The organism is Hyphomonas adhaerens MHS-3, assembly GCF_000685235.1.
In the GTDB taxonomy this organism is placed as follows: Bacteria; Pseudomonadota; Alphaproteobacteria; order Caulobacterales; family Hyphomonadaceae; genus Hyphomonas; species Hyphomonas adhaerens.
In genome coordinates, this window is record NZ_ARYH01000002.1 from 419,662 (window position 1) to 446,130 (window position 26,469).

20 protein-coding genes are annotated in these 26,469 nt (G+C 62.4%); 11 read left to right on the top strand and 9 right to left on the bottom strand.

The window, feature by feature from the left end:
• Genes addA through tsaE form a run of 5 tightly spaced genes read right to left on the bottom strand, consistent with a single transcriptional unit; the run spans nt 1 to nt 8,820 of the window.
• A complete protein-coding gene (gene addA / locus HAD_RS14140) occupies nt 1-3,537 on the bottom strand; it encodes a double-strand break repair helicase AddA (RefSeq protein WP_035572742.1) in 3,537 nt (1,178 codons plus the stop codon).
• Entirely contained in the window at nt 3,530-6,577 is a 3,048-nt protein-coding gene (addB, locus tag HAD_RS14145) for a double-strand break repair protein AddB (protein ID WP_035572748.1), read from the bottom strand. Before addB ends, addA begins: the two co-directional genes overlap by 8 nt.
• A complete protein-coding gene (locus tag HAD_RS14150) occupies nt 6,567-7,292 on the bottom strand; it encodes a nucleotidyltransferase family protein (RefSeq protein WP_035572749.1) in 726 nt (241 codons plus the stop codon). The genes addB and HAD_RS14150 overlap by 11 nt, the downstream gene beginning before the upstream one ends.
• On the bottom strand, nt 7,293-8,384 hold the full coding sequence (locus HAD_RS14155; RefSeq protein WP_035572751.1) for an aminoglycoside phosphotransferase family protein: 1,092 nt from the start codon (nt 8,382-8,384) through the stop codon (nt 7,293-7,295).
• The gene (gene tsaE, locus HAD_RS14160) at nt 8,374-8,820 is read right to left on the bottom strand and encodes a tRNA (adenosine(37)-N6)-threonylcarbamoyltransferase complex ATPase subunit type 1 TsaE (protein WP_051596324.1); all 447 of its coding nucleotides are present in this window, start codon (nt 8,818-8,820) and stop codon (nt 8,374-8,376) included. Before tsaE ends, HAD_RS14155 begins: the two co-directional genes overlap by 11 nt.
• Before the next feature lie 138 nt (nt 8,821-8,958).
• On the opposite strand from tsaE, the gene HAD_RS14165 reads away from it, so the two are divergent.
• From HAD_RS14165 to HAD_RS14175, 3 genes are all read left to right on the top strand, one after another.
• The gene (locus tag HAD_RS14165) at nt 8,959-10,206 is read left to right on the top strand and encodes an NAD(P)/FAD-dependent oxidoreductase (RefSeq protein ID WP_035572755.1); all 1,248 of its coding nucleotides are present in this window, start codon (nt 8,959-8,961) and stop codon (nt 10,204-10,206) included.
• Nucleotides 10,207-10,223: 17 nt separating this feature from the next.
• Nucleotides 10,224-10,544, top strand: coding sequence for a 2Fe-2S iron-sulfur cluster-binding protein (locus tag HAD_RS14170; protein WP_035572759.1), 321 nt, complete (start codon nt 10,224-10,226; stop codon nt 10,542-10,544).
• A gap of 144 nt (nt 10,545-10,688) precedes the next feature.
• Nucleotides 10,689-11,477, top strand: coding sequence for a thioesterase family protein (locus tag HAD_RS14175; protein ID WP_035572761.1), 789 nt, complete (start codon nt 10,689-10,691; stop codon nt 11,475-11,477).
• A 3-nt stretch (nt 11,478-11,480) separates the two neighbouring features.
• Here HAD_RS14175 and HAD_RS14180 read toward each other — a convergent pair whose 3' ends face one another.
• Complete coding sequence (locus tag HAD_RS14180; protein WP_035572763.1) at nt 11,481-12,443, bottom strand: hypothetical protein; 963 nt, start codon at nt 12,441-12,443, stop codon at nt 11,481-11,483.
• Between the two features lie 146 nt (nt 12,444-12,589).
• On the opposite strand from HAD_RS14180, the gene ychF reads away from it, so the two are divergent.
• Complete coding sequence (gene ychF, locus HAD_RS14185; RefSeq protein ID WP_035572764.1) at nt 12,590-13,687, top strand: redox-regulated ATPase YchF; 1,098 nt, start codon at nt 12,590-12,592, stop codon at nt 13,685-13,687.
• Between the two features lie 46 nt (nt 13,688-13,733).
• Here ychF and HAD_RS14190 read toward each other — a convergent pair whose 3' ends face one another.
• Entirely contained in the window at nt 13,734-14,339 is a 606-nt protein-coding gene (locus HAD_RS14190; RefSeq protein WP_035572765.1) for a winged helix-turn-helix domain-containing protein, read from the bottom strand.
• Nucleotides 14,340-14,558: 219 nt separating this feature from the next.
• On the opposite strand from HAD_RS14190, the gene HAD_RS14195 reads away from it, so the two are divergent.
• The 7 genes from HAD_RS14195 (at nt 14,559) to HAD_RS14225 (ending at nt 24,378) form a co-directional block, all read left to right on the top strand.
• A complete protein-coding gene (locus HAD_RS14195) occupies nt 14,559-15,725 on the top strand; it encodes an acyl-CoA dehydrogenase family protein (RefSeq protein ID WP_035572766.1) in 1,167 nt (388 codons plus the stop codon).
• Complete coding sequence (locus tag HAD_RS14200; RefSeq protein ID WP_035572768.1) at nt 15,722-16,501, top strand: enoyl-CoA hydratase/isomerase family protein; 780 nt, start codon at nt 15,722-15,724, stop codon at nt 16,499-16,501. Before HAD_RS14195 ends, HAD_RS14200 begins: the two co-directional genes overlap by 4 nt.
• A 117-nt stretch (nt 16,502-16,618) precedes the next feature.
• Entirely contained in the window at nt 16,619-18,412 is a 1,794-nt protein-coding gene (locus HAD_RS14205) for an FAD-dependent oxidoreductase (protein WP_035572770.1), read from the top strand.
• Nucleotides 18,409-20,220, top strand: a complete 1,812-nt coding sequence (locus tag HAD_RS14210) for a 2-oxoacid:acceptor oxidoreductase subunit alpha (protein WP_035572771.1) — start codon at nt 18,409-18,411, stop codon at nt 20,218-20,220. The genes HAD_RS14205 and HAD_RS14210 overlap by 4 nt, the downstream gene beginning before the upstream one ends.
• Nucleotides 20,217-21,272 (top strand): 2-oxoacid:ferredoxin oxidoreductase subunit beta, encoded by a 1,056-nt coding sequence (locus HAD_RS14215; RefSeq protein WP_035572773.1) that lies wholly within the window; start codon nt 20,217-20,219, stop codon nt 21,270-21,272. Before HAD_RS14210 ends, HAD_RS14215 begins: the two co-directional genes overlap by 4 nt.
• 77 nt (nt 21,273-21,349) lie before the next feature.
• On the top strand, nt 21,350-22,867 hold the full coding sequence (locus tag HAD_RS18150; protein WP_051596325.1) for a trypsin-like serine protease: 1,518 nt from the start codon (nt 21,350-21,352) through the stop codon (nt 22,865-22,867).
• 8 nt (nt 22,868-22,875) lie between these two features.
• Nucleotides 22,876-24,378, top strand: a complete 1,503-nt coding sequence (locus tag HAD_RS14225) for a trypsin-like serine protease (RefSeq protein ID WP_035572775.1) — start codon at nt 22,876-22,878, stop codon at nt 24,376-24,378.
• Nucleotides 24,379-24,381: 3 nt separating this feature from the next.
• Here the strand turns inward: HAD_RS14225 and HAD_RS14230 are convergent, their stop codons facing one another.
• Together HAD_RS14230 and HAD_RS14235 are read right to left on the bottom strand one after the other, a co-directional pair.
• Nucleotides 24,382-25,650 (bottom strand): hypothetical protein, encoded by a 1,269-nt coding sequence (locus HAD_RS14230; RefSeq protein WP_035572777.1) that lies wholly within the window; start codon nt 25,648-25,650, stop codon nt 24,382-24,384.
• Nucleotides 25,651-25,790: 140 nt separating this feature from the next.
• Nucleotides 25,791-26,438 (bottom strand): TetR/AcrR family transcriptional regulator, encoded by a 648-nt coding sequence (locus HAD_RS14235; RefSeq protein WP_035572778.1) that lies wholly within the window; start codon nt 26,436-26,438, stop codon nt 25,791-25,793.
• Between the last annotated feature and the right edge of the window lie 31 nt (nt 26,439-26,469).

The following is a 26,469-nucleotide window of genomic DNA, read 5'->3' on the forward strand; positions in this document are numbered from 1 at the left end:
TCAAACCTCACTCCCAGCACGCTTTAGCGAGGCTAAAAGCATCTCTTCCGGCAACGGCATCAGTTTCGGCCCGTCCGTCCAGCAGAGCGCGGCGCGCACGGCGCGGTCCGGCCAGGCCTCGCTGAGTACGGCCCAATAAGCCGCCATCTGCAGCACATAGCTCTCGCCAACGCCCTCGGGCGTGTCCGGGGCGGGCTGGTCCGTCTTGAAATCGACGATCAGGACTTCGGTATCCGAGACGACCAGCCGGTCGACCCGTCCGTTGATCACCACGCCTTCCGGCAGGTGTTGTTTCGAGCTGCCGATGATCGCGGCCTCGGCCCGTCCGCCGGGCGCGAAGACGCCCGCCATGGCCGGATCCTGCAGGACGCCCAGCGCCGCCGCCAGCATCTCTTCGCGCTCCGCCTCTTCCAGCGAGGCATCCCGCGCGAGGAAGTTGCGCCCCGCTGTCTCCCGGTCACCCTCCGGCACATCCGGCAGGTATTGCAGCAGGGCGTGGATCAGGCGGCCGCGCTTGAGGCGCGCTTCGCGGCCTTCTCCGAACGGCGCCATGACAGGCATGTCGCGCCCCAGCAGGCTGGTGGGCGCGCTGAACCGGCGGCGGGCGGCCACAGGCGTGTCTTCCACCCGCTGCAACGCCCAATCCGGAAACCCGGCTTTGGCGCCGCCGCCCTGCCCGGTCTTCGGCACCGTCGACGGGGCACCTCCAAACCGGCGGTGTTCGTCGCGCGCCTCGCCTTCAGCCGGGACAAGCCGGTCCATCGCGTTCAGGCAGAGCGCATACCAGGACCGGTCGTGATAGCCGCCGCCTTTCTGGCCGCCATACCAGTGGCCGGCAATGATCAGCCGGTCCTGCGCCCGCGTCAGCGCCACATAAAGCAGCCGGCGGTGTTCTTCCTCGGCGCGCGCGTCGGCCAGCGCCCGGGCCGCGGTGACTTCCGCAAGCTCCCCGTCCTTGCGCGGCGACCAGACCGGCACGCCATTGATTTCGTGGATACGCCCACCGGACGGTTTCGGCGCGCTGGTCGTATCCGGCAGGATGACGACCGGCGCCTGCAGGCCCTTGGCACCGTGCACGGTCATGACGCGGATCTCCCGCTCCGGCGCCGCAAGGTCGCGCTTGATCTCCACTTCGCCCGCTTCCATGCGCGCGATGAAGCATTGCAGCGACGCAGGCTCTGTCGAGTCAAAGGCAATGGCTTCGGCAACCAGCGCCTGGACCGGATCCCGCGCCGGATGGCCGAGCCGGGCGTTGAGCTTCTCCCATCCCGTTTTCCCATCCGCCCCCGGAACGTCCAGAACCGCCGTCAGGAAATCAAAGGGTGGGAGATGAGCATTGTCGATCAGCATCTGCAGGAAGGCGGAAGCCGCCTTTACATCCGGATCGGCGCTGGCCTGTACGCGCTGCCACAGCGTCTCGCCCCGATTGCGGCCGCTGGCCAGCTCGAACAGATAGCGGTCATCATCGACGAGCCCGAGGAAGGGCCCGCGCAGGATCTCGGCCAGCGTCAGGTCACGCTCCGGCAGCGCGGCGAAGCGCATCAGGTTCAGGCAGTCCTGCACACCGATATGATCGCCCAGCTTCAGCCGGTCGGCCCCGGCAACCGGCAGTCCTTGTGCCTTCAGGGCACCGATCATCGCGTCGAACAGGCCGCCTGTCCGGCCGCGCACGAGGATCAGGATATCTTCCGGCCGCACGGGACGCTGGACCCATCCTTCGCCCGTATCGGCCCAGATGCTTTCCCCCGCATCGATCATCGCCCGTACCGCCTTCGCCACATCTGTGGCCAGCCGCGCCTTCGGCGACGACGACCGCATGGCGTTGACCGGGCGGGCCCAGGCATCCTCGTCCGTCTCTTCCTCTTTCGGCGGAATGGGCCAGAGCTCGACCGCGCCGTGCTGGTCCGACCGCCAGGAAACGTGATGGACGAGATTGCTTTCCTCCGCAGGCGTCTCAACCGGCGCATTCGGAATGGGCGGGGCCTGGTTCCAGACCGTGTCGACATATTCGAGAACTTCCGGCCCGGACCGGAAGGACATTTCCATCGTTTCTTTCAGCAGGTCCGAATTGCGGGCCTGGAACTGATGGTACTGCTTCAACAGCTGCGACGGGTCCGCCCCCTGGAAGGAATAGATGGACTGTTTCTCGTCGCCCACGACGAACAGGGTGCGCGGATCCTGCGCGCGCTCGATCCCCTCCCCGGCATCGAACTCCCCCGTCAGCGCATCGACCAGTTCCCATTGTGTGGGGCTGGTGTCCTGCGCCTCGTCCAGCAACAGGTGCGAAAGACCGCCATCCAGCTTGTAGAGCACCCAGTCCGACATCCCCGTCGCTGTCAGCAGGATGCGCGTATGTTCGATCAGATCGTCGAAATCGAGCGCGGCGCGGGCCCGTTTCAGGTCGCGATAACGTTCCAGCGCAGGCAGACCGACGCGGACCATGGCCGAGGTGCGCGCGAAAGCTGCCGCCCGGTTCAGCCGATCCTCCAGCTCCAGCATGCGCGCCGCTTCCTCGCCAAAGCCTTCCTTCATCTGGAACAGGCTGGCGACCAGCGGCAAGGCTTCGGCCATGCCTTTCGTATACGGATTGGAGGCGCGGAGATCCCCGCTCGCCGTGCGGAAGACGGTCCGGTAAATCCCCCAGCGTTCGCCTGCATCTTCTGTCGCGAGCACGGCCATCAGTTTCTCGCCTGTCGCCACATCGGTCTTGCCGCCCGTCAGCAGGAGTTCGGCGACCGTGCGGATGTCCGCGGCGGGCAATGCCTCGCCCATGGCGAGGTCCAGCAGCTCTTCAACCGACGCCTCAGGCGCCTGAAGCCGCTCGCGCAGGACATCGTCCATGACATCGAAATCGCTGTCATAATGGTCCGCAAAGCGAAGCACCGCCGTGCCGATACTCCGCAACGTATCGAGGGCCAGCATCGCGCCTTCGTGGCCGCCTTCCAGCGCCAGCAGATCAAGGAGGTCCGGCAGGTTTTGCTGCGCGGACATGACCGCTTCGCTGCGCGCTTCGTTCCACAGCGCGTAGGCTTCGTCTTCTTCGATCTCCGTAAAGCCGGGAAAGACGCCTGCCTCCAGGGGGAAGCGCCGCAGCACGCGGGCACAGAATGCGTGGATGGTCTCGATGCGCAGACCGCCCGGCGTTTCAAGCGCGTTGGCGAACAGGGCCCGGGCAACCTGAAGGTCTTCGGCATTGTAGGCGCTGGCCTTGCGGCCCTGAAGCTGGGCGAGCTTCTTCCTCAACGGGTCGTCTTCCATCACCGACCACTGGCCGAGCGTCTTGAAGAGACGCGACAGCATCTCGCTGGCCGCGGCCTTGGTGTAGGTGATGCAGAGGATGGAGTCCGGCTTCGCACCGGGCCGCCCGTCCGGACGGCGCAGCAGCAGGCGAGCGACGCGGTCGATCAGGACCTTCGTCTTGCCGGAGCCGGCATTGGCCATGACGAAGGCCGAATGCATCGGGTCAGCCGAGCGCGCCTGAACCTCAACGGCCTTGCGGAAGTCGTCCGTATCCGGCGGTATCACGATGTCACTCATCGCCGCCTCCGTCTTCGGTGTCGCCAGCCCATTCCGCCCGGCGGGCAAGGCGGTTGTAGCCATTGTCGTATTTCACGAACTGCACACGGGGCGCGGACAGGAAGGCGGAGTTATCCTCCCGGTAGGCCGCGATCAGGCGCAGCAGGCCCTCTTCCGCCGTTTTTGCCAGCTCGTCCGGCGTGGCCTGCAGGGCCCGGCTCTGGCCAACGATGCGGGCATCGGGCTTCGCCTTGAAGGCCACATATTCGAGGCCTGAGACGCTGGCAGCGGGAATACCTTTATAGCCACCCTTGCCTGCGATCAGGGCCTGCAAAGGCATTTGCTGGCTGAGTTCGGCCGCGATCTCCTTGTCCGAGGGCGGGCTTCCTGTCTTGAAGTCGATGACCACGAGGCTGCCGTCGGGCTGGCGTTCGATCCGGTCGGCCATGGCGGACAGGGTGAACGGCGCACCGCTGATGTCGAAATCCCAGCGCCCCTTCACTTCCAGCTTCGGTTTGCCATCAACCCGGCGCTCTGCCCGCCAGCCGAGATACCAGTCGGACATCTGCTCCAGCACTGCCCGCCGCGCGGCAAGAACAGCCTCCGGCTCTCCGGCCGCCGAAAGATTGCTCACCAGAAGCGAGACCAGGCGCTCTGTTGTCTTGGCCGTGCCTTCGTCCTCAAAATCTTCCAGCGCCTTGTGGATCGCGGTGCCGCGCGGCGCAGGACCGAGTTCGGCATTCATCGGCTCGATCCGGTCGAGTTTCAGCACCTGCTCCGCCCAGATCGCATAGGGATCGCGCTGCAGCGTATCGATCCGGGTAACGGACAGCTTGTGCGGCCAGCCCTCCGGACGCCGCCGCGGCTTCGGTTCCACCGGGAAGCCCTTGTCCAGCGTGTTCGTTCCCCTGTCCCGCAAGGCGAGTGCCCATTCGAGCGGACTGTCCCCGTCCGGCGAGAGCGCGTCCTTCGCGGCACTTCCCAGCGCGCCTTCTGCCAGCGTCTTCAGGCGCCAGACCCAGCGCGAGGCAACGGCCGGGGAATCGTTCCGCCGGAGGGCGTGCAGCATCGTCACCTTCGGCGCGCAGGCAAGTTGCGCAAAATCGTGTGCCGACAGGCCCACCCGGTCTTCCGGATCGCTGATACCCAGATCCTTGCGGAACCGGCGCGGCAGGAACGCGTCGGCGGGCGGACGCTGCGGCCAGACATCTTCGTTCAGGCCTGCAAGGATGATGTGGCTGGCAGACTGGAGGCGCGCTTCGAGTGGTCCCCAGATGGCCAGCCTCGGGTGTTCCGCCACGCCTGCGCTGACGGTCCGCCCGGCAGCTTCGGCTTCGATCAGTTCGGCAAAGGCATGGGGTGGCATGGGCGCCAGATAGTCCGCGAGGTCTGCGACATGTTCCATCATTGCCGTGGCAGAGCGGCCGTCTTCCCCAGCCCATGGGAAAGGTGTCTGGCTGACGCGGGCCGCAAGCGCGGCGATCCGTTCCGCAATCTTCCGGCCCGGCATCGGGCCTTCACGGGACAGGTCCGCTTCGGTTTCGCGGAAGGCGATGGCGATCTGCTCAACCAGTTCTTCCGCAACCGCCTGCTCTTCATCGGAAAAGCTGGCATAGGGGTCCAGCTCCTTCCGTGAACGAACCGATGCCGCAAGATCATCCAGAGACTGCCAGTTGCGGGCACCGCGCAGGAAATAGCGGTCGAGACTGTCCGCACCTTCAAAGCCGCGGGCGAAAGGGTGCTTCAGAACAGCGCTCAGGATGACCGGCTCCGCAGGGTCCAGCACCCAGCGCGCGCAGAGGCCAATCAGGCTTCCGGCGGTCGTCTGGCCAAGCGGGCTGCCCGATGACGGCGGCACATCCAGCCCCCAGCGCTGCAGGACGCCGCTGACCCGGCGCGCCAAGGTCGCGTCCTGGGTGACCAGCGCAGCCGTCTCGCCCGGCTGCTCCATCACCTGGCGCAGCAGGAGCGCCGCGGTTTCCGCTTCCACAGCCTCATCCGGCGCCTCGATGACGGTCAGGCCGTCCAGCGCCGACAGGGCAAATGCTTCCTTTACCGTGCCGAGCGACGCGGACAGCGAGTCCAGCGTGCGGCGCCAGTCCGCCGTGGATTCCGCGGGCGCCAGCGCCTCGTGGATCATGCGGCGGCGCGCTTCGGCTTTCCCTGCGCCGTCCGTTCCCGGCCAGGTGCGGACATCGCCCGGCGCGACGCCCAGGTCGCGCAGCGTGTCGAACAGAATATGCTGCGGGTGGCTGACAGACCCGGCAATCACACTGCGGGCCTCTTCGTCGGCGTGAATGTCCAGCCCGGGCAGCACGACCAGTCCTTGAGGCAAGGCCATCGCCGCTTTCATCAGGATACGGCCTGCCGGTGTCGCACCCGTGGACCCCGCGATCAGGACAGGCGCTTGCGGCGGGTCCTCCGCCCAGCGCCGGGCCATGATGCGGGCCGCCGCGATGTCCCGCAGGAACGGATCGCTCTCTCCATTCTCTGCCAGCCATTCCGGCCAGCTTTCCGAAATGATCTTCAGGAATTTGACCGATTGTTCCCAGTGTTTGGCCAGTTCGGCCGAGCCTGCGAGATCCGGCAGGCTGGACCAGTCGACATGCTCGCTAAGTGCGGCCTGCTCCATCAGGTGGCTCAGTTCCTGCGCCGCCGCCAGGGCCGATGCGGCCGGGGGCGTAACGCCGTAGGCCTGTTCGTAGAAGGCCTGTACCAGATGCGTCAGCGCCCCGAGGCGCCGCGCGGGCGACATGGCCGGTGGAAGGCCTGAACGCGCCGCATCGACCGAAGGCGTTTCGTCCGCCTCCATGTCGCCCAGCGTCCGGATATCTGGCGGCAGGATCGGCTTCTCGCCGCCCGCATCGTAAAGCACGCCTGCCAGAACCCGGGCGGAACGCCGGTTCGGCACATAGATGATGGCATCGGCGAGGGCCGCAGGATTTTCGGCCAGCCCCGCTTCCCTCGCCAGCGTGCCCGCCAGCGCCCGCAGGAAGTCCGTTCCCGGAGGAATGGTATAAACGCGGGACGCACCAGAGAACAGTCCGGCCTTATCCGCCATGGCAGGCCAGCCACATGTCTGCGTCTTTCAGCGCCTGCGGATCGCCGACATGCAGCCAGAACCGGTCCAGCAGGACGCCATGCAGGCGCTTTTGCTCGATCAGCGGCGCCCAGACGCGCAGGGCCGAGAAACGCTCAACAGGTTCGTTGTCGTAAAGCTGAGGCCGGATGAGACGCAGGCCGCAAAAGGCGTAAGGTGCGCTCGGGGCGTCGCCGCGGCGGGTCATGCTGCCGTCTTCGTGGCGGAAGAAATCTCCCGGTCCGCCGAAACCCAGCGTCCGCCCGGTATCGGCCACCAGCAGCAAAGCATCCATCGCTGCAGGATCGAACGCATCAGCCAGCGCCTCGACAGGTTCGGGTCCGGCCGGTTCCCAGAAGGCATCCGTATTCGCGACAAGGATGGGATCGTCCCCCAGAAGCGGGCGCGCCTTGGCCAACGCTCCACCTGTCTCCAGGACGTCGCCGCGCTCATCGGAAATGATGATCTCGATATCCGTACGTGACTTCAGGTGCGCTTCCACCTGGTCTGCCAGATAGTGGACATTGACGACCGCACGCTTCACTCCCGCGGCGACGAGCGGATCCAGCATCCGGTCGATCAGCGCTTTGCCCCGCACCTCGATCAGCGGCTTCGGGCACGCATCCGTCAGCGGCCGCATGCGCGTGCCAAGACCGGCAGCAAGCACCATCGCGGTGTGCGGAACAGGCACGCTCATTCAGAAGCCCTCGAAAACAAAAGGTGTGGTCCGGCGCACGAAGGCGTTCATGTCCTTAAGCGCGGGATGTGACAGATTTCGGGCGAGAATGGCCAGCTGCCGCGGCTGAAACAGACCATAGCGCGGTTTGTTATCGCGGTGCTGGAGACGGGAAAACACGCCGGCAATGCGCAGGGCGTTCAGCGCGCCGATCACGGCCAGCCGCTCGTCGAAGGCCTCGCGCGACTTTCCGGTCTCATCCAGATAATGCCGGATCGCCGCTTCGGCCGCTTCGGGTGAGACGGCCCGGCGGGCGTCCTGAGTCAGCATCGCCATGTCCCAGGCGTCCCAGCCGCGCACGGCATCCTGGAAGTCCAGCAGGCCAAGTTCGCCATTGCCCAGCCAGAGCAGGTTCTCGGCGTGAAAATCCCGCAGGGTGAATGTGCGGGGAAATTCCATCGCCTGCGCGATCAGACCGTCGCGCACTTTCTCCCACTCTTCCCGTTCGGCGCCTTCCAGCGGGCCGCCGCCGCGCTCTGCGCGCAGCCAGTCGGCATAGAGGTCGGCATTGGACGTCAGGGCCAGCTGGTCAAAATCCAGGACCGGCCAGACTTCCGCGCCGTTCGACAAGACGTCCGGTGCCTCTTCGCGGTGCAGCTCTGCAAGAACGCCCGCAGCGGTAACATACGCCGTTTGCTCGTCGAGCCGGCCGGCTTCGATCTGGCGGGCAATTTCGAGGTTTTCCCCGAAATCCTCGATCAGCGCGAATCCGTGGGCGCTGTCATGCGCGAAGATCTCAGGCGCCCGGAAACCGCGATAGTGCAGATAGTTGGCGACCAGAACGAACGCATCCACCCGGCTCGCGGCAAGGCGTGTCGAGGCATTCCAGCCCATCGCGATCCGTGTCTCGTCATCGGCATCGGGCGGACAGGGACTGTCCTCCACATTGGGCGCATCCATCAGCAGCGCGCGTGTTTTGTCCGGCCTGACAAGGCGGATGTACCGCCGCGTGGAGGCATCCTGTCCAAGCGGGAAACGCGCTGCATCATCCCAGCCCGCACGGGCCAGAAAGGCGTCCATATCTGCCGCGCGGCCTGCGTCGTCAAAACCCATGGAGACGTGTCTGCCAGCCTTCGCCGCGCGGTTCCAGTGTTACGCGCCGCCCTTCGGCAAGGATTTCAATCGTCACATCCAGCCGCCACTCCGGCAGGTGATCCCCGGCCCGGTCCGGCCATTCGATCAGGGCAATGCCGTCCTGCGTCTCGTCCCAGCCGAGTTCGACCACTTCATCGGGCGATTTCAGGCGATAGAGATCGAAATGCCAGATCGGGAGCGGCCCGGAATCGTACATCTGTACAAGCGTATAAGTCGGGCTCGGGACATCCATCGTCCCGCTATAGTCCGCTATAAGCCCGCGGGAGAATGTCGTTTTCCCGGCCCCAAGGTCCCCGTGAAGGGCAATCACGTCCCCCGCCTCAAGCATTCGGGCGACACGTGCCCCCACGTCACGCAGGGCAGTCTCGTCTGGACATTCAAGAATCACTGTCATCTCATGCACTTTAAGGCCGCTGCGATAATTCGTGCCATGGATTCGCGGCGCCTTGCACTGTAACTGGCCAGGATATAAAAGGCTAAAAAACGTGACGCATGCGTCATAAATATGGTTCGGCCTTGAGGGAGGTAGAATTTGGATCTTTCAGACGCATCGCAGATCGTACTGATCGGCGGCGGGCAGGCAGCGGCGCAGGCCGTGCAATCGCTGCGTATGGGCGGCTATTCCGGCAAGCTGGTGCTTGTGGGTGATGAACCTGTCCTGCCCTACCAGCGTCCGCCTCTGTCGAAGGCCTACATGAAGGGGGAGTTCGCCGAAGAGCGCCTCTTCTTCAAACCCGGTGCCTGGTACGAAGACAATGATGTCGAGCTGATCCTCTCGACCCGTGCCATCCGGATTGACCGCGCGGCCCGGATTGTCGAACTCGAACACGGTGCCACGCTGGCCTATGATGCGCTGATCCTGTGTACCGGATCCCGCCCGCGTCCGCTGCCTGCAAAGGGCGCAGACCTTGAAAACGTTTACGATTTACGCGGTCTTGGCGATGTTGACCGGATCCAGCCAAATATGGTGGCCGGCCGCCGGCTGGTGATCATCGGCGCAGGTTATATCGGCCTCGAAGCCGCGGCCGTTGCCCGCCAGATGGGGCTTGAGGTGACGGTCCTCGAAATGGCGGACCGTGTGCTGGCCCGCGTGACCAGCCCGACCATGAGCGCCTTCTACGAGAAGGAACACCGGGCGCAGGGCGCCACGATCCTGACCGGTGCCCGGCTTGACCATCTCGAAGGCGAAAACGGCAAGGTGAGCGCTGCGGTCCTCGCGGACGGCACCAAACTGCCTGCGGACATGGTCCTGGTAGGCATCGGGATTCTGCCAAATGTCGAACTCGCCGAAGAAGCCGGGCTGACCATCGACAATGGTGTGGCAACCGATCGTGACGCACGCACATCCGATCCCCGCATCTTCGCAGCAGGTGACTGCGCGAGCCGGCCGCTGGTCCATTATGGTCATGCCGGCCGTCTCGAAAGCGTCCATAACGCGATCGAACAGGGTAAGCTTGCTGCCGCGGCGATCCTTGGAAAACCACGCCCGCCAGAGGATTGCCCCTGGTTCTGGTCAGACCAGTATGACCTGAAACTGCAGATCGCAGGCCTCAACCAGGGACATGACGAAATCGTCGTGCGCGGCAATCCGGATGACCGGAAATTTGCCGTCTTCTATCTGCGTAACGGCACGCTGATTGCGGTCGACGCGGTGAACAGCCCGCCAGAATTCCTGGCGTCCAAGAAATTGATCATGATGGGCTCAAAGGTTGCGCCCGACATGCTCAAGGATACATCCACCTCAATGAAAGACATCGCTGCGGCCGCCGCCACAGCCTAAGGGAGACCAAAAAGCCGATGCCGAAGATTACCTATATCGACCACGATGGCACCGAACGCACAGTCGAGGCGAAGAATGGCGAGTCCGTGATGGAAGCCGCAATCAAGAACTCCATTCCCGGCATTGATGCTGACTGCGGCGGGGCCTGCGCCTGCGCCACTTGCCACGTCTATGTCGACACCAATTTCATGGACAAAGTGGGCGAGCAGCAGGAAATGGAGAAGTCGATGCTCGACTTCGCCGAGAATGTTCAGGACAACTCCCGCCTCTCCTGCCAGATCACCGTCTCTGACGACCTGGACGGCCTGCGCGTGACGACGCCGGAAAGCCAGCACTAAGGCAGGCTCCCTTCCCGAATTCAGCGCCCCGGCCCGTTTGGTCGGGGCGTTTTGTTTTGGCCTCCGTTCCCCTTGCGACATGGGTTGGTTCCGAAAAGGAATGCGGCTAGGCAGGAATCAAATCCGACACAACGGACACGGGCCATGAACTATACAGATCTCATCTCTTCCATCGCTTTCAGCGCGGACAACACCTCGCGCGTCAACGTGCCTGAAGACTGGATGCAGGGCCGCACCACCTATGGCGGACTGACGGCCGCGCTTTGCCTGAAGGCTGCGCTCCCCCTGGCAGGCGGCCGCCCGCTACGGTCCGCGCAGATCGCCTTTGTCGGCCCCGCGTCCGGAGAACTGGTGTCTGTTCCGACTGTCCTGCGGGAGGGCAAGAATACGGCGTTCATCTCGGTCCGCATGACCGGACCGGAAGGCGTGGTGGCGGAGTGCATTTTTGCGTTCGGAACCGCGCGGGAGTCGAGCCTCGACTTCTCCAACATGATCGCGCCCAAGGTAACGCTGCCGGATGACACCCAGCAATTCTTTCCGGATGAGCGCCGCCGGCCCGCCTTCTCCCGCCATTTCAATGTGCGTCTGGCCAAAGGCGGCCGGCCGATCAGCGGTGCGCCGGATGGCGAGATCGTCCTGTGGCTGCGCCACCGGGACGAAACGGCGCCCATGGATGCCGTTACGCTTCTGGCCATTGCGGATTCCCCGCCCCCCGCAGCCTTGTCGATGCTGACCGTTCCGGGCCGCATCAGCTCCATGACCTGGATGGCGGAATTCCTGACGGACGATATCTCTACCGAGAATGGGTGGTTCCTTGCCCAGCACATCGCGCAAACGGCGCAGCAGGGCTATTCCAGCCAGGCCATGCGCCTGTGGAATTCGAAAGGCGAGCCGATCATGGTCGGCCGCCAGACAATCGCGGTGTTCGGCTAGGGCCTACTCGTCTTCCGGCGGTGTCGTGTCGTCGATGATCGGGCCATGTCCCATGCCGATGTCGACGGGCCCCTGCTCGATGAATTCGACCATGTCGCGCGGCACCGTCCCGGCAGGGCAAGCCGCCACGACCGGCTGGGCATTCCCGACGGCCGGAAGTCTGGCATCGACGCGCTCGACCGGTTGTGACCGGACGACCAGGCTGAACAGGAAAATGGCGGTGATTGCGGCGCCAATCGCGGCGATGGTCCAGGTGCCATAGACGGGATCTTCGTCAGGCTGGACCACGGTGGCCTGTGCCGTGCGGGCGTTTGCGGAAGCCCTCGCCACAGCCGCAGAAACGCCCGTCGTGGGCTTGGCCGCTTGCTGGCCATTGCCATTCCGGATCGTTGTCGCCGCCTTCGAGGCCGCTTCCGCCGCTTCTTTTGCGGGCTCCGGTTTGATGCCGAGTGCTTTCTCGCGCTTTTGCCGGTCAGCGATTGCCAATGGATCGTCCGGATGAGCTTCAAACCAGGCCTCCCGGCCTTCTTCGTCCTTTGAGCCGAGCTTCATCCAGGCGCGCAGATCCGTCCGGCCTGTCCGTTCCGCCAGCTCCTCCACCAGCTTGTAGAAGCCTTCCGGCATCTTGCGGGAGGTAAACCCTTCCAGCGCAAAGCGTTTGATCTTGCGATAGGGCTCATAGGGGATGGTCTTGTCGATGCCGGCATGTACCAGCATCCCGTCCCGGGAATTGCCGACGGCCGCGGCCGCGCGCACCCAGTCGTTCTTCACGGAATTTTCGGACCACAGAACCAGCATGTTGCCGGACTTTCCGGCATCGCGCGCGTCCTTCGCGTCGAAAATATCGTCTTCCGTTTGTTTCTGATTGAAACGAACGGTGAATTTGAGCGAGCGGAGACGACGGGCGACCAGTTTCGCCATGTCGAAATCTTCCGGCACAGTTACGAGAAAGACGTCATAAGCCATGCGTTCTGCCTTGCATTTCGTGGGCCAACCTTACCGAAAGCCCTCTTGTTGAACACCCAATTCCGCTGTCAGGAGAGAAAACCGCCTGTTTTTCCTCCGGGAATAGGGCTATGGCCCCCTCGAAATCTAAGTTTAAGGAGGCCGGAATGGGCTTCAAATGCGGGATCGTGGGCCTGCCGAATGTTGGCAAATCCACGCTTTTTAACGCCCTGACACAAACCGCTGCGGCACAGGCGGCGAACTATCCGTTCTGCACCATCGAGCCGAATGTCGGCGAAGTGGCTGTTCCGGAACCGCGCCTTGCCGATCTGGCGAAAGTTGCCGGGTCGAAAGAGATCATTCCGGCGCGCATGAACTTTGTCGATATTGCCGGTCTTGTCGAAGGCGCGAGCCAGGGCGAAGGCCTCGGCAACAAGTTCCTGGCCAATATCCGCGAAACCGACGCCATCATCTATGTGCTGCGCTGCTTCGACAATGACGACATCACCCATGTCCGCGGCACGATCGACCCGGTCGCCGATTTCGAAGTTGTCGAAACCGAGTTGATGCTGGCCGACCTCGAAAGCCTCGAAAAGCGCAAGCAGAATGTGATCAAGAAGGCCAATTCCGGTGACAAGGAAGCCAAGGCCCAGGTCGCGCTGATTGATCTTGCCCTCAATGAGCTGAAAGAAGGCCGCCCTGCCCGCCGCGCCGATGTGCCGGTCGATGACCGCAAGGCCTGGAACATGCTGCAATTGCTGACCTCCAAGCCGATCCTTTTCGTGGCGAATGTGGACGAGGCAAGCGCGGCGACCGGAAACGACTATTCCAAACGGGTGGAAGAACGCGCAACGGAAGAAGGCGCAGGCTGTGTTGTGATTTCCGCTCAGATCGAAGCCGAACTGGCCATGCTGGACGAACCGGACCGGACGGAGTTTCTGGAGACTCTGGGCCTGGAAGAACCCGGTCTGACCCGCCTGATCCACGCGGGGTATGACCTGCTGGAGCTGCAGACCTATTTCACCGTCGGCCCGAAGGAAGCCCGCGCCTGGACAATCCGCCGGGGCTGGACGGCGCCGAAGGCCGCTGGCGTCATCCATGGCGACTTTGAAAAAGGCTTCATCCGTGCTGAGACCATCACCTTCGAGGACTTTATCGCGTGTGGTGGCGAAGCGGGCGCCAAGGAAGCCGGGAAAATGCGCTCCGAAGGCAAGGAATACGTGGTTCAGGACGGCGACGTGATGCTGTTCCGTTTCAACGTCTGAGGCCTCGCGCCCGTCTCGCCGGGCACGAGCCGGATGCCGTCAGAACCTAGTCTTCACTATCCGCCTTTTCATGCAGCGGTGTGAGCGTCCAGGCGAACGCGATGAGCGGCTGGTCCGTATCACGTTCTTCCCACAGGATTTCGGCGATCCGTTCGATGTATCCGTTGATTTCCCGGAGGGATTCGGCACTTGGCCGGTTGATCAGGCGGAAAAACCCCAGATTGCGTTCCGGTCCCTCCAGCTGTGCATCCGGGTGTGTCATCCCCTCGACAAAATCCCTGTGCGCCTGCCGGCACACGGCCCCGACCGTCCTGTCGATCGTTTCGAGGTTATCCGGATCAGCCAGAGCCTTCTGCAGACGTATCCGGGGCGCCCGCGTGGCGTACAGCACTTCAGACCGGCGGTTTGAAATCTGCGTGCCCACCTCAACGACCAGTTCGGCCTTCACCAGCATGTCGATGTGATAATAGATCGAAGACGGCTGGCGCCCCATCGACGCCGCCAGCTGCTTGATCGACATCTGCCCGTTCCCGACGAGGTGGTCGACGATATCCATCCTTACGGTCGAGGCCATGCATTCCAATTGGTCCTTCCGGAGGACCCAATAAGTATCCTGGTCGTTTGTCTCGCCGCTGCCGTCTGATCCTGCCATGAAAAAAGTACCCTTTTCCGCGAAGATCCTGCGGCCACGCGGCCATTCAGTCTGCGCTCCCCGATAATTCAGATTAACAGCATGTTCCCGACTTCGGGAACCTTTTGCCCGCCGGATACCTTCCCCAAGGTCATGAGGTTTGCCGCCTTGCCCGACTCTTTACCTTGTGGCGTTCTGCCGCCCGGAGTCACCGAAATAAGGTGGCCGGAGGAGCCAAATATGAGATTTGAACTGGACGAAGAGCACAGAATGCTTGCGGATCTCGTCCAGCGCTTTGTGCGAGACGAGCTGATGCCGCTTGAAGGCGCCGTGCTCGAGCGCGAAGCCAGCGGACAAGGCGCTTACCTGACGACCGAGGAACGCCAAAGGCTCGACAAGGTATCGAAAGATCTCGGCCTGTGGAGCCTCGATGCGCCGGAAGATGCTGGCGGCATGGGCATGCCCCACGTGGCCCTTGTGGCCGTCAATGAAGCCCTCGGCTCCACAGTCGCGACCTATACGCTTCCACCGGACTCGCCGAACCTTCGCATGCTCATGACGACGGTGAACGAACAGCAGCGCAAGGCCTACCTTGAACCCTACGCCCGGGGTGAAACCATTTCTGCCATCGGCATATCCGAACCGGGCGCCGGCGCAGATCCATCCGGAATGATCACACGGGCCGTGCGCGACGGTGACGACTGGATCATCAATGGCCGGAAAATCTGGATCACCCGCGCCGCCGAAGCCGACTTCACGATCCTGATGGCGATCACGGACAAGGAGAAGAAAGCGCGCGGCGGCATGTCGGCTTTTCTGGTCGACCGCGACGCGCCTGGCTTCAACGTCCTTCGCCGCATCCCGATGCTGGGCGGAGAATTCACCTATGAAGTGACGCTGGAAGACTGCCGGGTTCCGGGGTGGAAATTGCTGGGCGAAGAAGGCCAGGGCTTCGGTCCGATGCAGGTCCGCCTGGGCACCCGCCGTATGGAGATGGCCGCCTGGTGTATCGGCGCCGCACAGCGCGCGCTGGACATGATGCGGGACTATGCGCCCCAGAGAAAAACGTTCGGCCACAAACTGTCGGAACGCCAGTCGATCCAGTGGTGGGTTGCCGATGGTGCCGCGAAAATCCACGCGGCCCGCCTGATGGCCTATGACTGTGCGTGGAAGATCGATCAGGGCCGCGACGTACGCACCGAGATCTCCATGATCAAATTTTACGCGACAGAAATGGCGCAGGAAATCATCGACAACGCCATGCAATGTTTCGGTGCGATGGGCATGACCAAGGAAATGCCCCTGCACTTGTTTGCCGGGCGTATCCGCAACATGCGCATCTATGACGGCCCGTCGGAAGTGCACCGGATGGTCGTCGCCCGAAACCTTATGGATACCCGCCCATGACCCATACAATCACTGTGCGCGATGTCGGCCATGTGACCGAGATCGTCTTCTCCAATCCCCCGAACAATCACGCCAATGTGGCTCTGCTGCGCGAAATCGGCGAAACGCTGCTGAAGCTTGATGACACGCCGGAATGCCGGGCCATCGTGCTCGCGTCTGAGGGCAAGGCCTTCTGCGCGGGGGCGGACCTTGCGAATGACGAACGTGGCGGCGGGGTCGGCGGATCGGGCGATGACCCGGTGCGTGAATTCTACGATCAGGCCCTGCGCATCTACCAGGCGAAAAAGCCGGTTGTCGCCGCAATCCAGGGGGCTGCTGTCGGGGCCGGTCTCGGCCTGGCGGTGTCTGCTGACTTCCGGGTTGCCGCGCCAGAGGCACGATTTGTCGCCAATTTCACGCGGCTTGCCTTCCATCCCGGCTTTGCCCTCAGCGCCACGCTGCCCCGGCTGCTTGGCCCGCAAAAGGCGTCGCTGATGTTGCTGACATCCCGGCGTATCAAGGGAGAGGAAGCCGTCGCCATGGGCCTCGCCGATGAACTGGCCCCGCTGGCTGAGGTGCGCAACGCGGCTCACAGGCTGGCGGCAGAAATCGCCGAAGGCGGGCCGTTGGGCGTCCTGGCGACACGACAAACCCTGCGCGAAGGGCTTTATGAAACGGTGCGGGATACGCTCGCCCATGAACATGAAGAACAATGGAAGCTGCGCGCGACCGAGGACCATAAGGAAGGCATCAAGTCCGTCTTCGAGCGCCGGCCGGGAAATTTCAAAGGTCGCTGACGTGCAACGTAATCATCCGCAAATCGCAGGACCTGCGCCCGTTGTCGCAACCGACAACGGGTCATTGATGCCGCTGATTTGTGTCGCTAGTCTTTTCTCCGGAGGAAGCGGGCAAATATGAAACCAACAGACACGAGCGATCCCGACTATTTTCATCAGGTCGTCGATTGCCAATGGGCCTGCCCGGCACATACGCCGGTCCCGGCATATATCCGGCTTATCGCGCAAGGGCGTTTCAGCGACGCCTACCTGCTCAACCGGGATTCGAATGTTTTCCCGGGCATTCTCGGACGCGTTTGCGACCGGCCATGCGAGCCGGCCTGCCGGCGTACGCGGGTGGACGGTGAGCCGGTTGCGATCTGCCGGCTGAAGCGTGTGGCGGCAGACCATCGCGATGACATTACCGACCGGCTTCCCGCAAAACCCGAACAGACGAACGGCAAGCGGATCGCCCTGATCGGCGCCGGCCCCGCGAGTTTTACCGTCGCGAACGATCTTGCGCCGCTGGGCTATGAGTGCACCATCTTCGAAAAGCTTCCCGAAGCCGGCGGCCTGATGCGCGCCAATATCCCGGCCTTCCGCCTTCCTGAGAAAGTGCTCAACGAAGAGCTTCAATACATTCTCGACATGGGTGTGGAGCTGAAGCTGAACTCTCCGGTCTCCAGCATGAAAGCGCTACTGGACGACGGCTGGGACGCGGTCTTCGTCGGCACCGGAGCGCCCAAGGGCAAGGACCTGCACCTGCCCGGCCGCGAAGAGGCGGACGCAAACATTCATATCGGAATCGACTGGCTTGAGTCGGTTGCGTTCGACCACATTGATTCGATCGGCAAGAATGTCCTGATCATCGGCGTCGGCAACACAGCCATGGACTGCTGCCGCACATCTCTTCGTCTTGGGGCGGAGAGTGTGAAAGTCATGGCCCGCAAACCGCGGAACTTCTTCAAGGCGTCCGAATGGGAACTGGAGGATGCCGAAGAAGAAAACATCGAGATCGTGGTGAACCATTCACCGAAAGCTTTCGTCACCGAGAATGGCAAACTGGTCGGCATGACATTCGAGCTCATGGAATATGACGTCGACGAAAAGGGTGAGATTACCGGCCAGCGTGTGACCGGCGAAGAAACCCTGCCGTGCGACGACGTCATTCTTGCGATCGGCCAGGAGAATGCCTTCCCGTGGATCGAGAAGGATGCCGGCATCGAATTCGGCAAGTGGGATGTTCCGGTTGTCGATGAGGAGACGTTTGAGTCCAGCCGCAAAGGTGTCTTCTTCGGCGGCGATTCTGCCTTCGGACCGAAGAACATCATCTGGGCCGTGGAACATGGCCATCAGGCGGCGATCTCGATCCACCGCCATTGCCAGGGACTCGGCCTGCGGGACCGCGCCCCTCGCGAGGTCGAGCTTCAGTCCGCCAAGATGGGCATGTTCGAGTGGCGCTATTCGAACGCCTATACGGACGCCGAACGCCGCGAAATGGAACATGTCGCACTGGTGGACCGGTTCCAGCGGCTGAATATCGAAGTCGAGCTCGGCTTTACGGCTGAACAGATCGCGGTCGAAGTCCAGCGTTGCCTGAATTGCGATGTACAGACCGTGTTTGAAACGGCGCTCTGTGAAGAGTGCGATGCCTGTATCGATGTCTGCCCGGTCGAATGCCTAAGCATCACGCCTGATGCGGACAGCGAAGCGGACCTGCGTGCCTCTTTGAGCCAGCCGGACGCCCCGGACGGCCAATCCCTGTACGTGTCCAATCCCCTGCCGCTCACAGGCCGGGTGATGATCAAGGATGAAAATGTCTGCCTGCATTGCGGCCTGTGCGCCGAACGCTGCCCGACATCAGCCTGGGACATGAAAGAAGGCGTAATCAAAATTCCCCATGCGGACGACCAAGTGGAGACCGTGGCATGAATGGACCCGGCATCAATGATTTCACCGTGCGCATCGCAACGGTGAATGGCACAGGATCGGCCAGTGCAAACGGCCTGCTGATGAAGGCTATCTTCCGGATGGGCGTGCCCGTCGTTGGCAAGAACATCTTCCCGTCCAACATTCAGGGCCTGCCGACCTGGTACGAAATCCGGGTAACAGGCGACGGCTATGCGGGCCGCGACGGGGAAATCCATTTCGTCATCGCGATGAACCCCGAAACATATGAGGACGACCTCGCCGAACTCGCACCTGGCGGCGTCCTGCTGTACGATTCCACATGGCCGCGTCCACAACTCCTGTCGCGCCCGGATGTGACGGTGATCGGCGCCCCCTTGTCTGCCATGTGCAATGACGCGTTCAAGGCGGCGCGTTCGCGCATTCTGATGAAGAACATGGCCTATGTCGGCGCCGCCGCTGCCTTGTTGAACCTTGACCTCAGCGTGATCGAACAGCTGGTGACGGAAATGTTCGCCGGGAAGGAAAAACTCATCCCACTGAACATGCAGGCTGTGGCGCTCGGCCATGACTATGCGAAGCAGAACTTCAAATGCCCGCTGGATTTCCGCGTCAGCCCGCTGGACAAGACCAGGGACAAGGTCATGATCGACGGCAACACCGCCGCCGGCATCGGCGCCGTCTTTGGCGGTGCCACGTTCGGGGCATGGTATCCCATCACGCCTTCCACCTCCCTGATGGATTCGTTCCAGAAGTATTGTGAGGAACTGCGTGTTGACCCCGAAACCGGAGAACACAATTTCTGTATCCTGCAGGCGGAAGACGAACTGGCGGCCGCTGGCCTGACCATCGGCGCGGCCTGGGCCGGCGCGCGTGGCTTCACGCCGACATCGGGCCCCGGCGTTTCTCTGATGAGCGAATTTATCGGATTTGCGTATTATACCGAAGTCCCATTGGTGATCTGCGATATCCAGAGGGTCGGCCCCTCGACCGGTATGCCGACGCGGACTCAGCAATGCGATATCCAGCTCTGCGCCTATGCCTCGCATGGCGATACGCGCCATCTGGTTCTGTTCCCGGCGGATCCCGGCGAGTGTTTCGAATTCTCGGCAAAGGCACTGGACCTTGCCGAACGCTTCCAGACCCCGGTCTTCTTCCTGTCCGACATCGATATCGGCATGAATGACTGGATGGTGGATGAACTGACCTGGCCGGAAGACTATGTGCCTGACCGCGGCAAAGTTCTTGATGCAGAACAGCTTGAAGAGATCGACGCCTTCTACCGTTACCTGGATGTGGACGGCGACACGATTCCTTACCGGACCCTGCCCGGCACCCATCCGAAAGGCGCCTACTTCCTGCGCGGATCCGGCCATACAAAGCTTGGCCGCTACACGGAAAAAGGTCCGGAATACAAAGAGGTCGTCGACCGGCTATACGAAAAATGGAAACGCGCCGCCGCCTTCATGCCGGAACCGGTTGTGAAGAAAGCCGAACGGCCGGCCCGCTATGGCATGATTGCCATTGGCAGTTCCGATGCCGCCGTGACGGAAGCACGTGACCGGCTGGAAGCCGCCGGCATCCCGGTCGATTATATGCGCGTCCGCGGCTTCCCCTTCAGTGACGACGTCGCGGCCTTTGTCGACGCACATGAAGAGGTCTTTATTGTGGAGCAAAACCGCGACGCGCAATTGCTGAACCTTCTGATCACGGAAACGAGTGCCGCCAAGGAAAAGCTGGTGCCCGTGCTGCACTATTCCGGTGAACCGCTGAACTTCCGTTTCGTCTACGAGGCTGTGGAAACCGCCCTGAAAGTGAGGAAAATCGCATGACCTCCTTCGTCAAACCCAAAATCCGCAGACTGAATGAGCCAACCAATGCGCTCGGAAAGTCACGGGCTGACTATGATGGGGCGATGTCGACACTGTGCGCCGGATGCGGCCACGACAGTGTGACGGCCGCCCTCACCCGTGCGTTCTACGAACTCTCGACAGATCCGAAGGATGTTGTGAAAGTGTCCGGCATCGGATGCTCCTCCAAAACGACGACATACTTCCTGAAAGACGCCCATGGCGCGAACACCGTGCACGGGCGCATGCCTTCTTTCGCAACTGGCGCGGCAGCGGTGAACAAGAACCTCACCTATGTTGGCGTCTCCGGCGATGGAGACAGCCTGTCTATCGGCCTCGGTCAGATGGCACATGCCATCCGGCGCAATGTCGACATGATCTACATGCTTGAGAACAATGGTGTGTACGGACTGACAAAAGGCCAGTTCTCCGCCTCCAGCGACATTGGATCAAAAGCCAAGAAAGGCGCGACGAACATGTTGCCGCCAATTGACCCGGCGATCATGGCGCTGTCCATCGGCGCGACGTTCGTTGCGCGCAGCTTTTCGGGTGACAAGCAACAGCTCGTCTCACTCATCAAGGCTGGAATCGCGCATCGCGGCTTTGCGCTGATTGATGTGATCTCTCCGTGTGTCAGCTTCAATGATCACAAGGGCTCGACCAAATCCTACGCGCATACCTACCAATATTATCACAAGGCCGTACACGCCGATTATGTGCCGCCGAGTGAGGAAATTACGGCGGCCTATGACGAGGGCGAGTCCATGCCGGTTGAGCTGCATGATGGCGGCTCGATCCTGCTCCGCAAACTGGATGCGGACTACGACCCGACCAACCGGGCATCGGCGATGGAGAAACTCCTCGAGAGCCAGCAGACTCAGGAGATCCTGACCGGCCTGCTCTACATTGATGAATCGCGCCCGGCGATGGCCGAACACAAGAAGTTGCCGGATACGCCCCTGCACTCGCTTCCTTATGCGAAACTCAATCCGGGTGCTGACGCACTGCGCAAGATTCAGAAGGAATTCCGCTGATCCCCGCGACAGGCTGGTAAGCTTCGCGCGGCCTGTTACACTCGCCAGACCTGTCGTGTTCAGGGTGGGAGAGTGAAGTGCGGAAAATCCAGTATCTACAACCCCTTGCGGGACTGTTCCTGCTGGCCTTCGCCGCATGCACCGGCATGGCAAGCGCCCAGCCAGACGCCTTTCCGGACGAGGACCCAAGCTGGCCCCGCACCGAATTCTCCCTTCCCGATGAGACGGCCGGAACCAAAGGCTTCAACACCCAACCGGCCCGCAAGGAAGACTGGCCCTTCTTCGCCGCCCTGCGCGGCACCCGCAATGGCCTGGTCACGTATGATTGCGGTGGAACGGCGATCTCCTCCGAATGGGTTCTGACAGCCGCGCATTGCGTCGAAGGCGCGACGAAAAACGCGGCGACAGGCCAATGGGAACGCCCCGGATCCGGAGCGCTTCAGATTGTCCTCGGCGCCAGGGATCTGAAAACTGTTGCGCCCAATCAAGTCTACAACGCCACAGACGTGCGCATCGCGCCAAACTTCACGCGCGGGGGCGCGAACAAGGTCCCGGTGAACGATATCGCCGTCGTCAAGCTCGACCGGCCATGGAACGGGCCGGTTGTGCGCCTCTCCGCCAGCAGCGCCTCCGATGTCGACCGCTTCTTCGGTCCGGCCTATTTTGCCGGGTTCGGAAAAACCGACATGCGCCAGAAAGAGCCGGAACGCTACAATTCCGCTGAAGGCCCTTTTGCTGCGTATACCGACATCCTCGGCAACGCCATGATCCCCACACGCAGTCCGAAGGCTTGCAGTACCGATTATCAGGTCGACTCCTATGACAGCACCAGCATGATCTGCGCCGGCTACGACACCGGCATCATCGACTCGTGCCAGGGCGATAGCGGCGGCCCGCTCATCGCGCGGGACTTCGCAGGCCGGGTCTATCAGATTGGCATTGTCAGCTTTGGCGAAAGCTGCGGCGTTCGCGGAAAGCCCGCCGTCTACACCCGTGTTTCGGGTTTCAAAGACTTCGTACAGTCAGTCGTTCCCGAGGCGGTATTCGTGGACGCGAAACCGGAAAAGACGGTCTACATGACCAAAGCCGGTCTGGAGAATCTGATCCGGACCCTGAAGCCGGCGGACGGCAAGGTGAGTGTCCGCATCAATGAAGGCGGATCGGAATTCCGCTCCGGCGAACGGGTTCGCATCTTCATTGATCCCTCCGTCAAGGGCCGCCTGTGGGTGTTCGATCTCGACCCGTCCGGTGCGGTGAGCTGTCTGTTCCCCTGCAATGCCGGGGAAGTGGATACGGCGCTCGTGGAGCCCCAACAGTCGGTCGTCCTGCCGCCTGGCGGTGTCTCTATCAGCATCTCACCGCCAACTGTGCCAGGTGACAGCACGCTGGCGGCATTCGTTCTGCCGGAACGGATGGCGCTGATCGGCGACACATTGCCGGACCTTAGCCGGACGAAGGGGCCGATCCGGACCGTCTGGCAGTCCTATTCGGATATCATGGTCTTCGAAGTTCGGGATGCCATGTCGGACGCGCCGACATCTGACCCCTACGCCAATACAGGCATGGGACTGCTTACCTATAGCGTCAGCGAGTGAGGCGCTTCATGATGAAATTCTTCCGCCCATTCGTGTTGGCCGGTGGCTTTCTGGGCCTGGCGACGGCCTGTCAGACCACGCCGGATGAGGCCCCCGGCGCGGACCAGCTGGCCTGGACCGCAACGCTGGATGCCGATGCCCGCGCCTCGGACCGGATCGTGAATGGAGACCGCTCCACACTGGCGCAGTGGCCTTATATTGCGGCCTTGCGGCATGAGACGCGGACCGGGCGTTTGCAGTATTTCTGTGGCGGCACGTTCGTCGCGCGGCGCTGGGTGCTGACGGCAGCGCATTGTTTTGAAGGGGAATCCCGGCAGGTCGATGGCCGGTGGGAATGGAAGCCAAGGGCCAAACTTGAGGTCATTGGTGGCACAGACGACCTCGGCGCCGGTGACGAAGCCGTGTTTGACGTCGACGTCGTCATGATCCATCCGGACTATAAGCCGACTATGGAAGTCTCACCCGGTGTCTGGGAGGGATCGGAAAACGATCTCGCCCTTGTCCGCATCGGACGGACATGGACGGGCCAGCTGGCACGTCTTTCGTCCGGAGGCCCATCCGACAGTGACGCGAATGGCGCGCGGGCGTTCGTGGCCGGGTTCGGCAAGCAGGCCGACTCAGGCGCCGCGGCCCGGCTGGAGACCTTCCGCATCGGCGCCAGCGACCGATCAGGCCGGGCGGGGTCGCGCTATCTCTATCACGCCATGCTTCCCATGAAGCCGCCGGAGGTTTGCAGCGCCCAATACGCTGACCTCGCTTATGATGGCAGCACGCAGATCTGCGCCGGCCGGAAATTCGGCGGCGTCGACAGCTGCCAGGGCGATAGCGGCGGGCCGCTGGTCGCTCTCGACGCCAAGGAGCGGACCTATCAGGTCGGGATCGTCAGTTACGGCTTCGAGTGCGCCGCCGCAAAGTCTGAAGGCGTCTATACGCGCGTCTCCCCCTATCGGGACTGGATCGAAAGCACCGCCCGCGGCGCGATGTTCGTCGATGCGCAACCGGAACAGGTCTTTGTCGCCACCGCCGAAACCATGGAGGCCATGGCGCGGGTGCTCAGCCCAACCCGGGACCGCATTGCCCTCGACGTGGTTCAGGAGGGCGAAGGCGCGAACGCGGCACTGAAGATTTCGGTGACACCGAACATCGCGGGCCGCCTGATCGTCTTCGAACTGGAGAACTCCGGCCGTATCAACACCTACTTCCCGAATGACCGGACACCGGAAGAAAGCGCGATCGTGAAAGCCGGCCAGACGATTACCCTTCCGGAAGTGCCGTGGATGGTCATCCCGCCAGCGGAAGACGGCGCCAGAATCTATGCTTTCGTCATTCCTGAGGGGGTCGCATTCGCGGGCGACCTGTTGCCGACACCTGCCCGCATGCGGACCATTGCAGAAGAAGAACAGCCGGAACGGGAACCTGTCGACTTCGCCACGCGCATGCTGACCGAAGTCGCGAACCGGTCGAGCGAAGGTGGCCTGGCGGACTGGGCGGCAGCGACCGCGACCTACTAGTCGTCAGAACTGATCGTCGAACTCGTCCTCGGGCTCCTCGACGGCCAGCTCTTCTTCCAGAAGGGCTTCAACGCGAACGTCGGCCTCCTCCAGCAGGGTTTCGGCCTCGTCGATCCGGTCTTCCGGCTTCGGCCCGCGCCAGTTGAAGCGGTGCTCGATGTCGAACAGCGCATCTTCCACATCGTCGCGCGAGACGATCAGGTAATCGGAACTGATGTCCTCCTCCGCGAGCGTCCGCCGCAGATCGAGTACGGCCCGCCGGAGCGCGCGTTCGAGTCCGCGCTGCGCGACCAATTCGTCCGCCCGCTCCTCTTCCTCGACCTCGCGTGTGCCTTCCTTGTCGATCTGCTTGCGCAATTCTTCTTCTGCTGCCGCCTGCACGGCATTGGAGCGCAGAAGCGAACCAATATCGGAAAGCAGCGGATCCCCGCGCTTCAGCTCCAGCACATCGACGAACAGATTGAAAATACCGGAATCGCGGTCGACACCGGAATAGTCGAGCGGCATCCAGCCCGTCTCAAGACCGGTCGCAGCGGCACCGGAAATATACTCGCCACGTTTCAGCTCAGGAAACTTGAACACGCCCCGCGCGAACCCCGAAGCGTCGTGAAACTGCACCGCACCTTCCGGCGTGAACTGAACATAGGTGCGCGGTTCCGGCCGTTCGAAATCGAGCACAACAAGATAGTCGCGCGAATCGTAACGCGCCTGCCGCTCGAATTCATTCGATACGACTTTCAGAAGCTCCCCGGTAAAATATCCGGATCGCTCTTCATCCGGCATGAGGCGGATCTCAGCATAGAAGGATGGCCGTGAGACCAGCCCAAGACGGTTCCATTCCGCCAGAAACTCCGGCGGGGCATTGCCGAAGGCGGGCCCCGATGGATCAAATCCGCTCCGGATCACATGAACACAGGCAACCTCGCGGTTGAACTCCATCATGTCCGGGCTGGTAAACAGCTTGCCGCTCACGACGCCGGTGCTGCGGTCGATCTTTGGCGCTCCCATTTGTTGCAGCCATGCCCCGACAGAATCGAACATGAGCATACCCGCCTGAAGCGCCAGTTCCTGGCCGAATCCCAGCGTACGATCCCCCGGTCCGCGAGTGTCTTCCGGCAGGCAGCTGTCATCCAGCATCACGCGCAGGTCTGAGCCCATACCGTCGGAAACCACCGGCGGCCGGGTATTTATGCTTCTCGTCAGGCACCCCGTCAGCGCCGTACTCGCGCCGATCAATGCCGTGAACGCCAGCAGACTGCGTCTTTTTCCCAAGACCGATTCCTCACTCCAGACCGGCCAGACTGGTGGCCGGGTACGCCCGTCTTTCCCCTGAAAATTCAATTCACAACAGATTTAAGGCCACCGCAACAGCAACCGTGTCACCCGCGGTCCTGTTCCAGCTCAGTCAGATCTCACTGACGGAAGGATTCGAAGCCCGCTGCGGTGAATTTCACCATGTGCTCGTAGGCATCCGCCAGATCATTTGAACGGCACAAACCGCCGGAGAGATGGTCGATACGTCCGGTCTGGGCGAAGGTCAGCGTCAGCGCGCCCGAGAGGCAATGATAGGCCCAGTACAGGTCCCGGTCTTCGATCCCCGGCAATGCGAGACGAAAGGCGTCCATGAACCGGTCAACCAGCGGATCGAAGAACTGCGTCATCAACTGGCCGCCCCATTCGGGGGAATTGTTCACATAGGCGATCAGCGCGTAATAATTTTTCCAGCCTTCTTCCTGCACATGGTCGCCCGTCAGCAAGGGACGCAGATAAGCGCGGATGATCGCCTCCACCGAAGGCAGCTGGTCGCTGCCTGCCAGGCACTCATCAAGCTGGTTCAGGCGCATCTCGTTCAGGATTTCGGCGCGGCGGACCAGTACGGCATCGAACAGGTCCCGCTTGGGGCCGAAATAGTAGTTGGACAGCGCGACATCGACACCGGCATGTTTGGCGATGGCCCGCAGTGTCACGCCATCATATCCATGCCTGGCGAATTGTTCCTCTGCCGCATCAAGAATCGCGGTGCGCCGGTCTGGTCGTGGTTTGATCCGCGTTCCCGTCATATACCGCTCCTAAACCCCAACCATCGACACA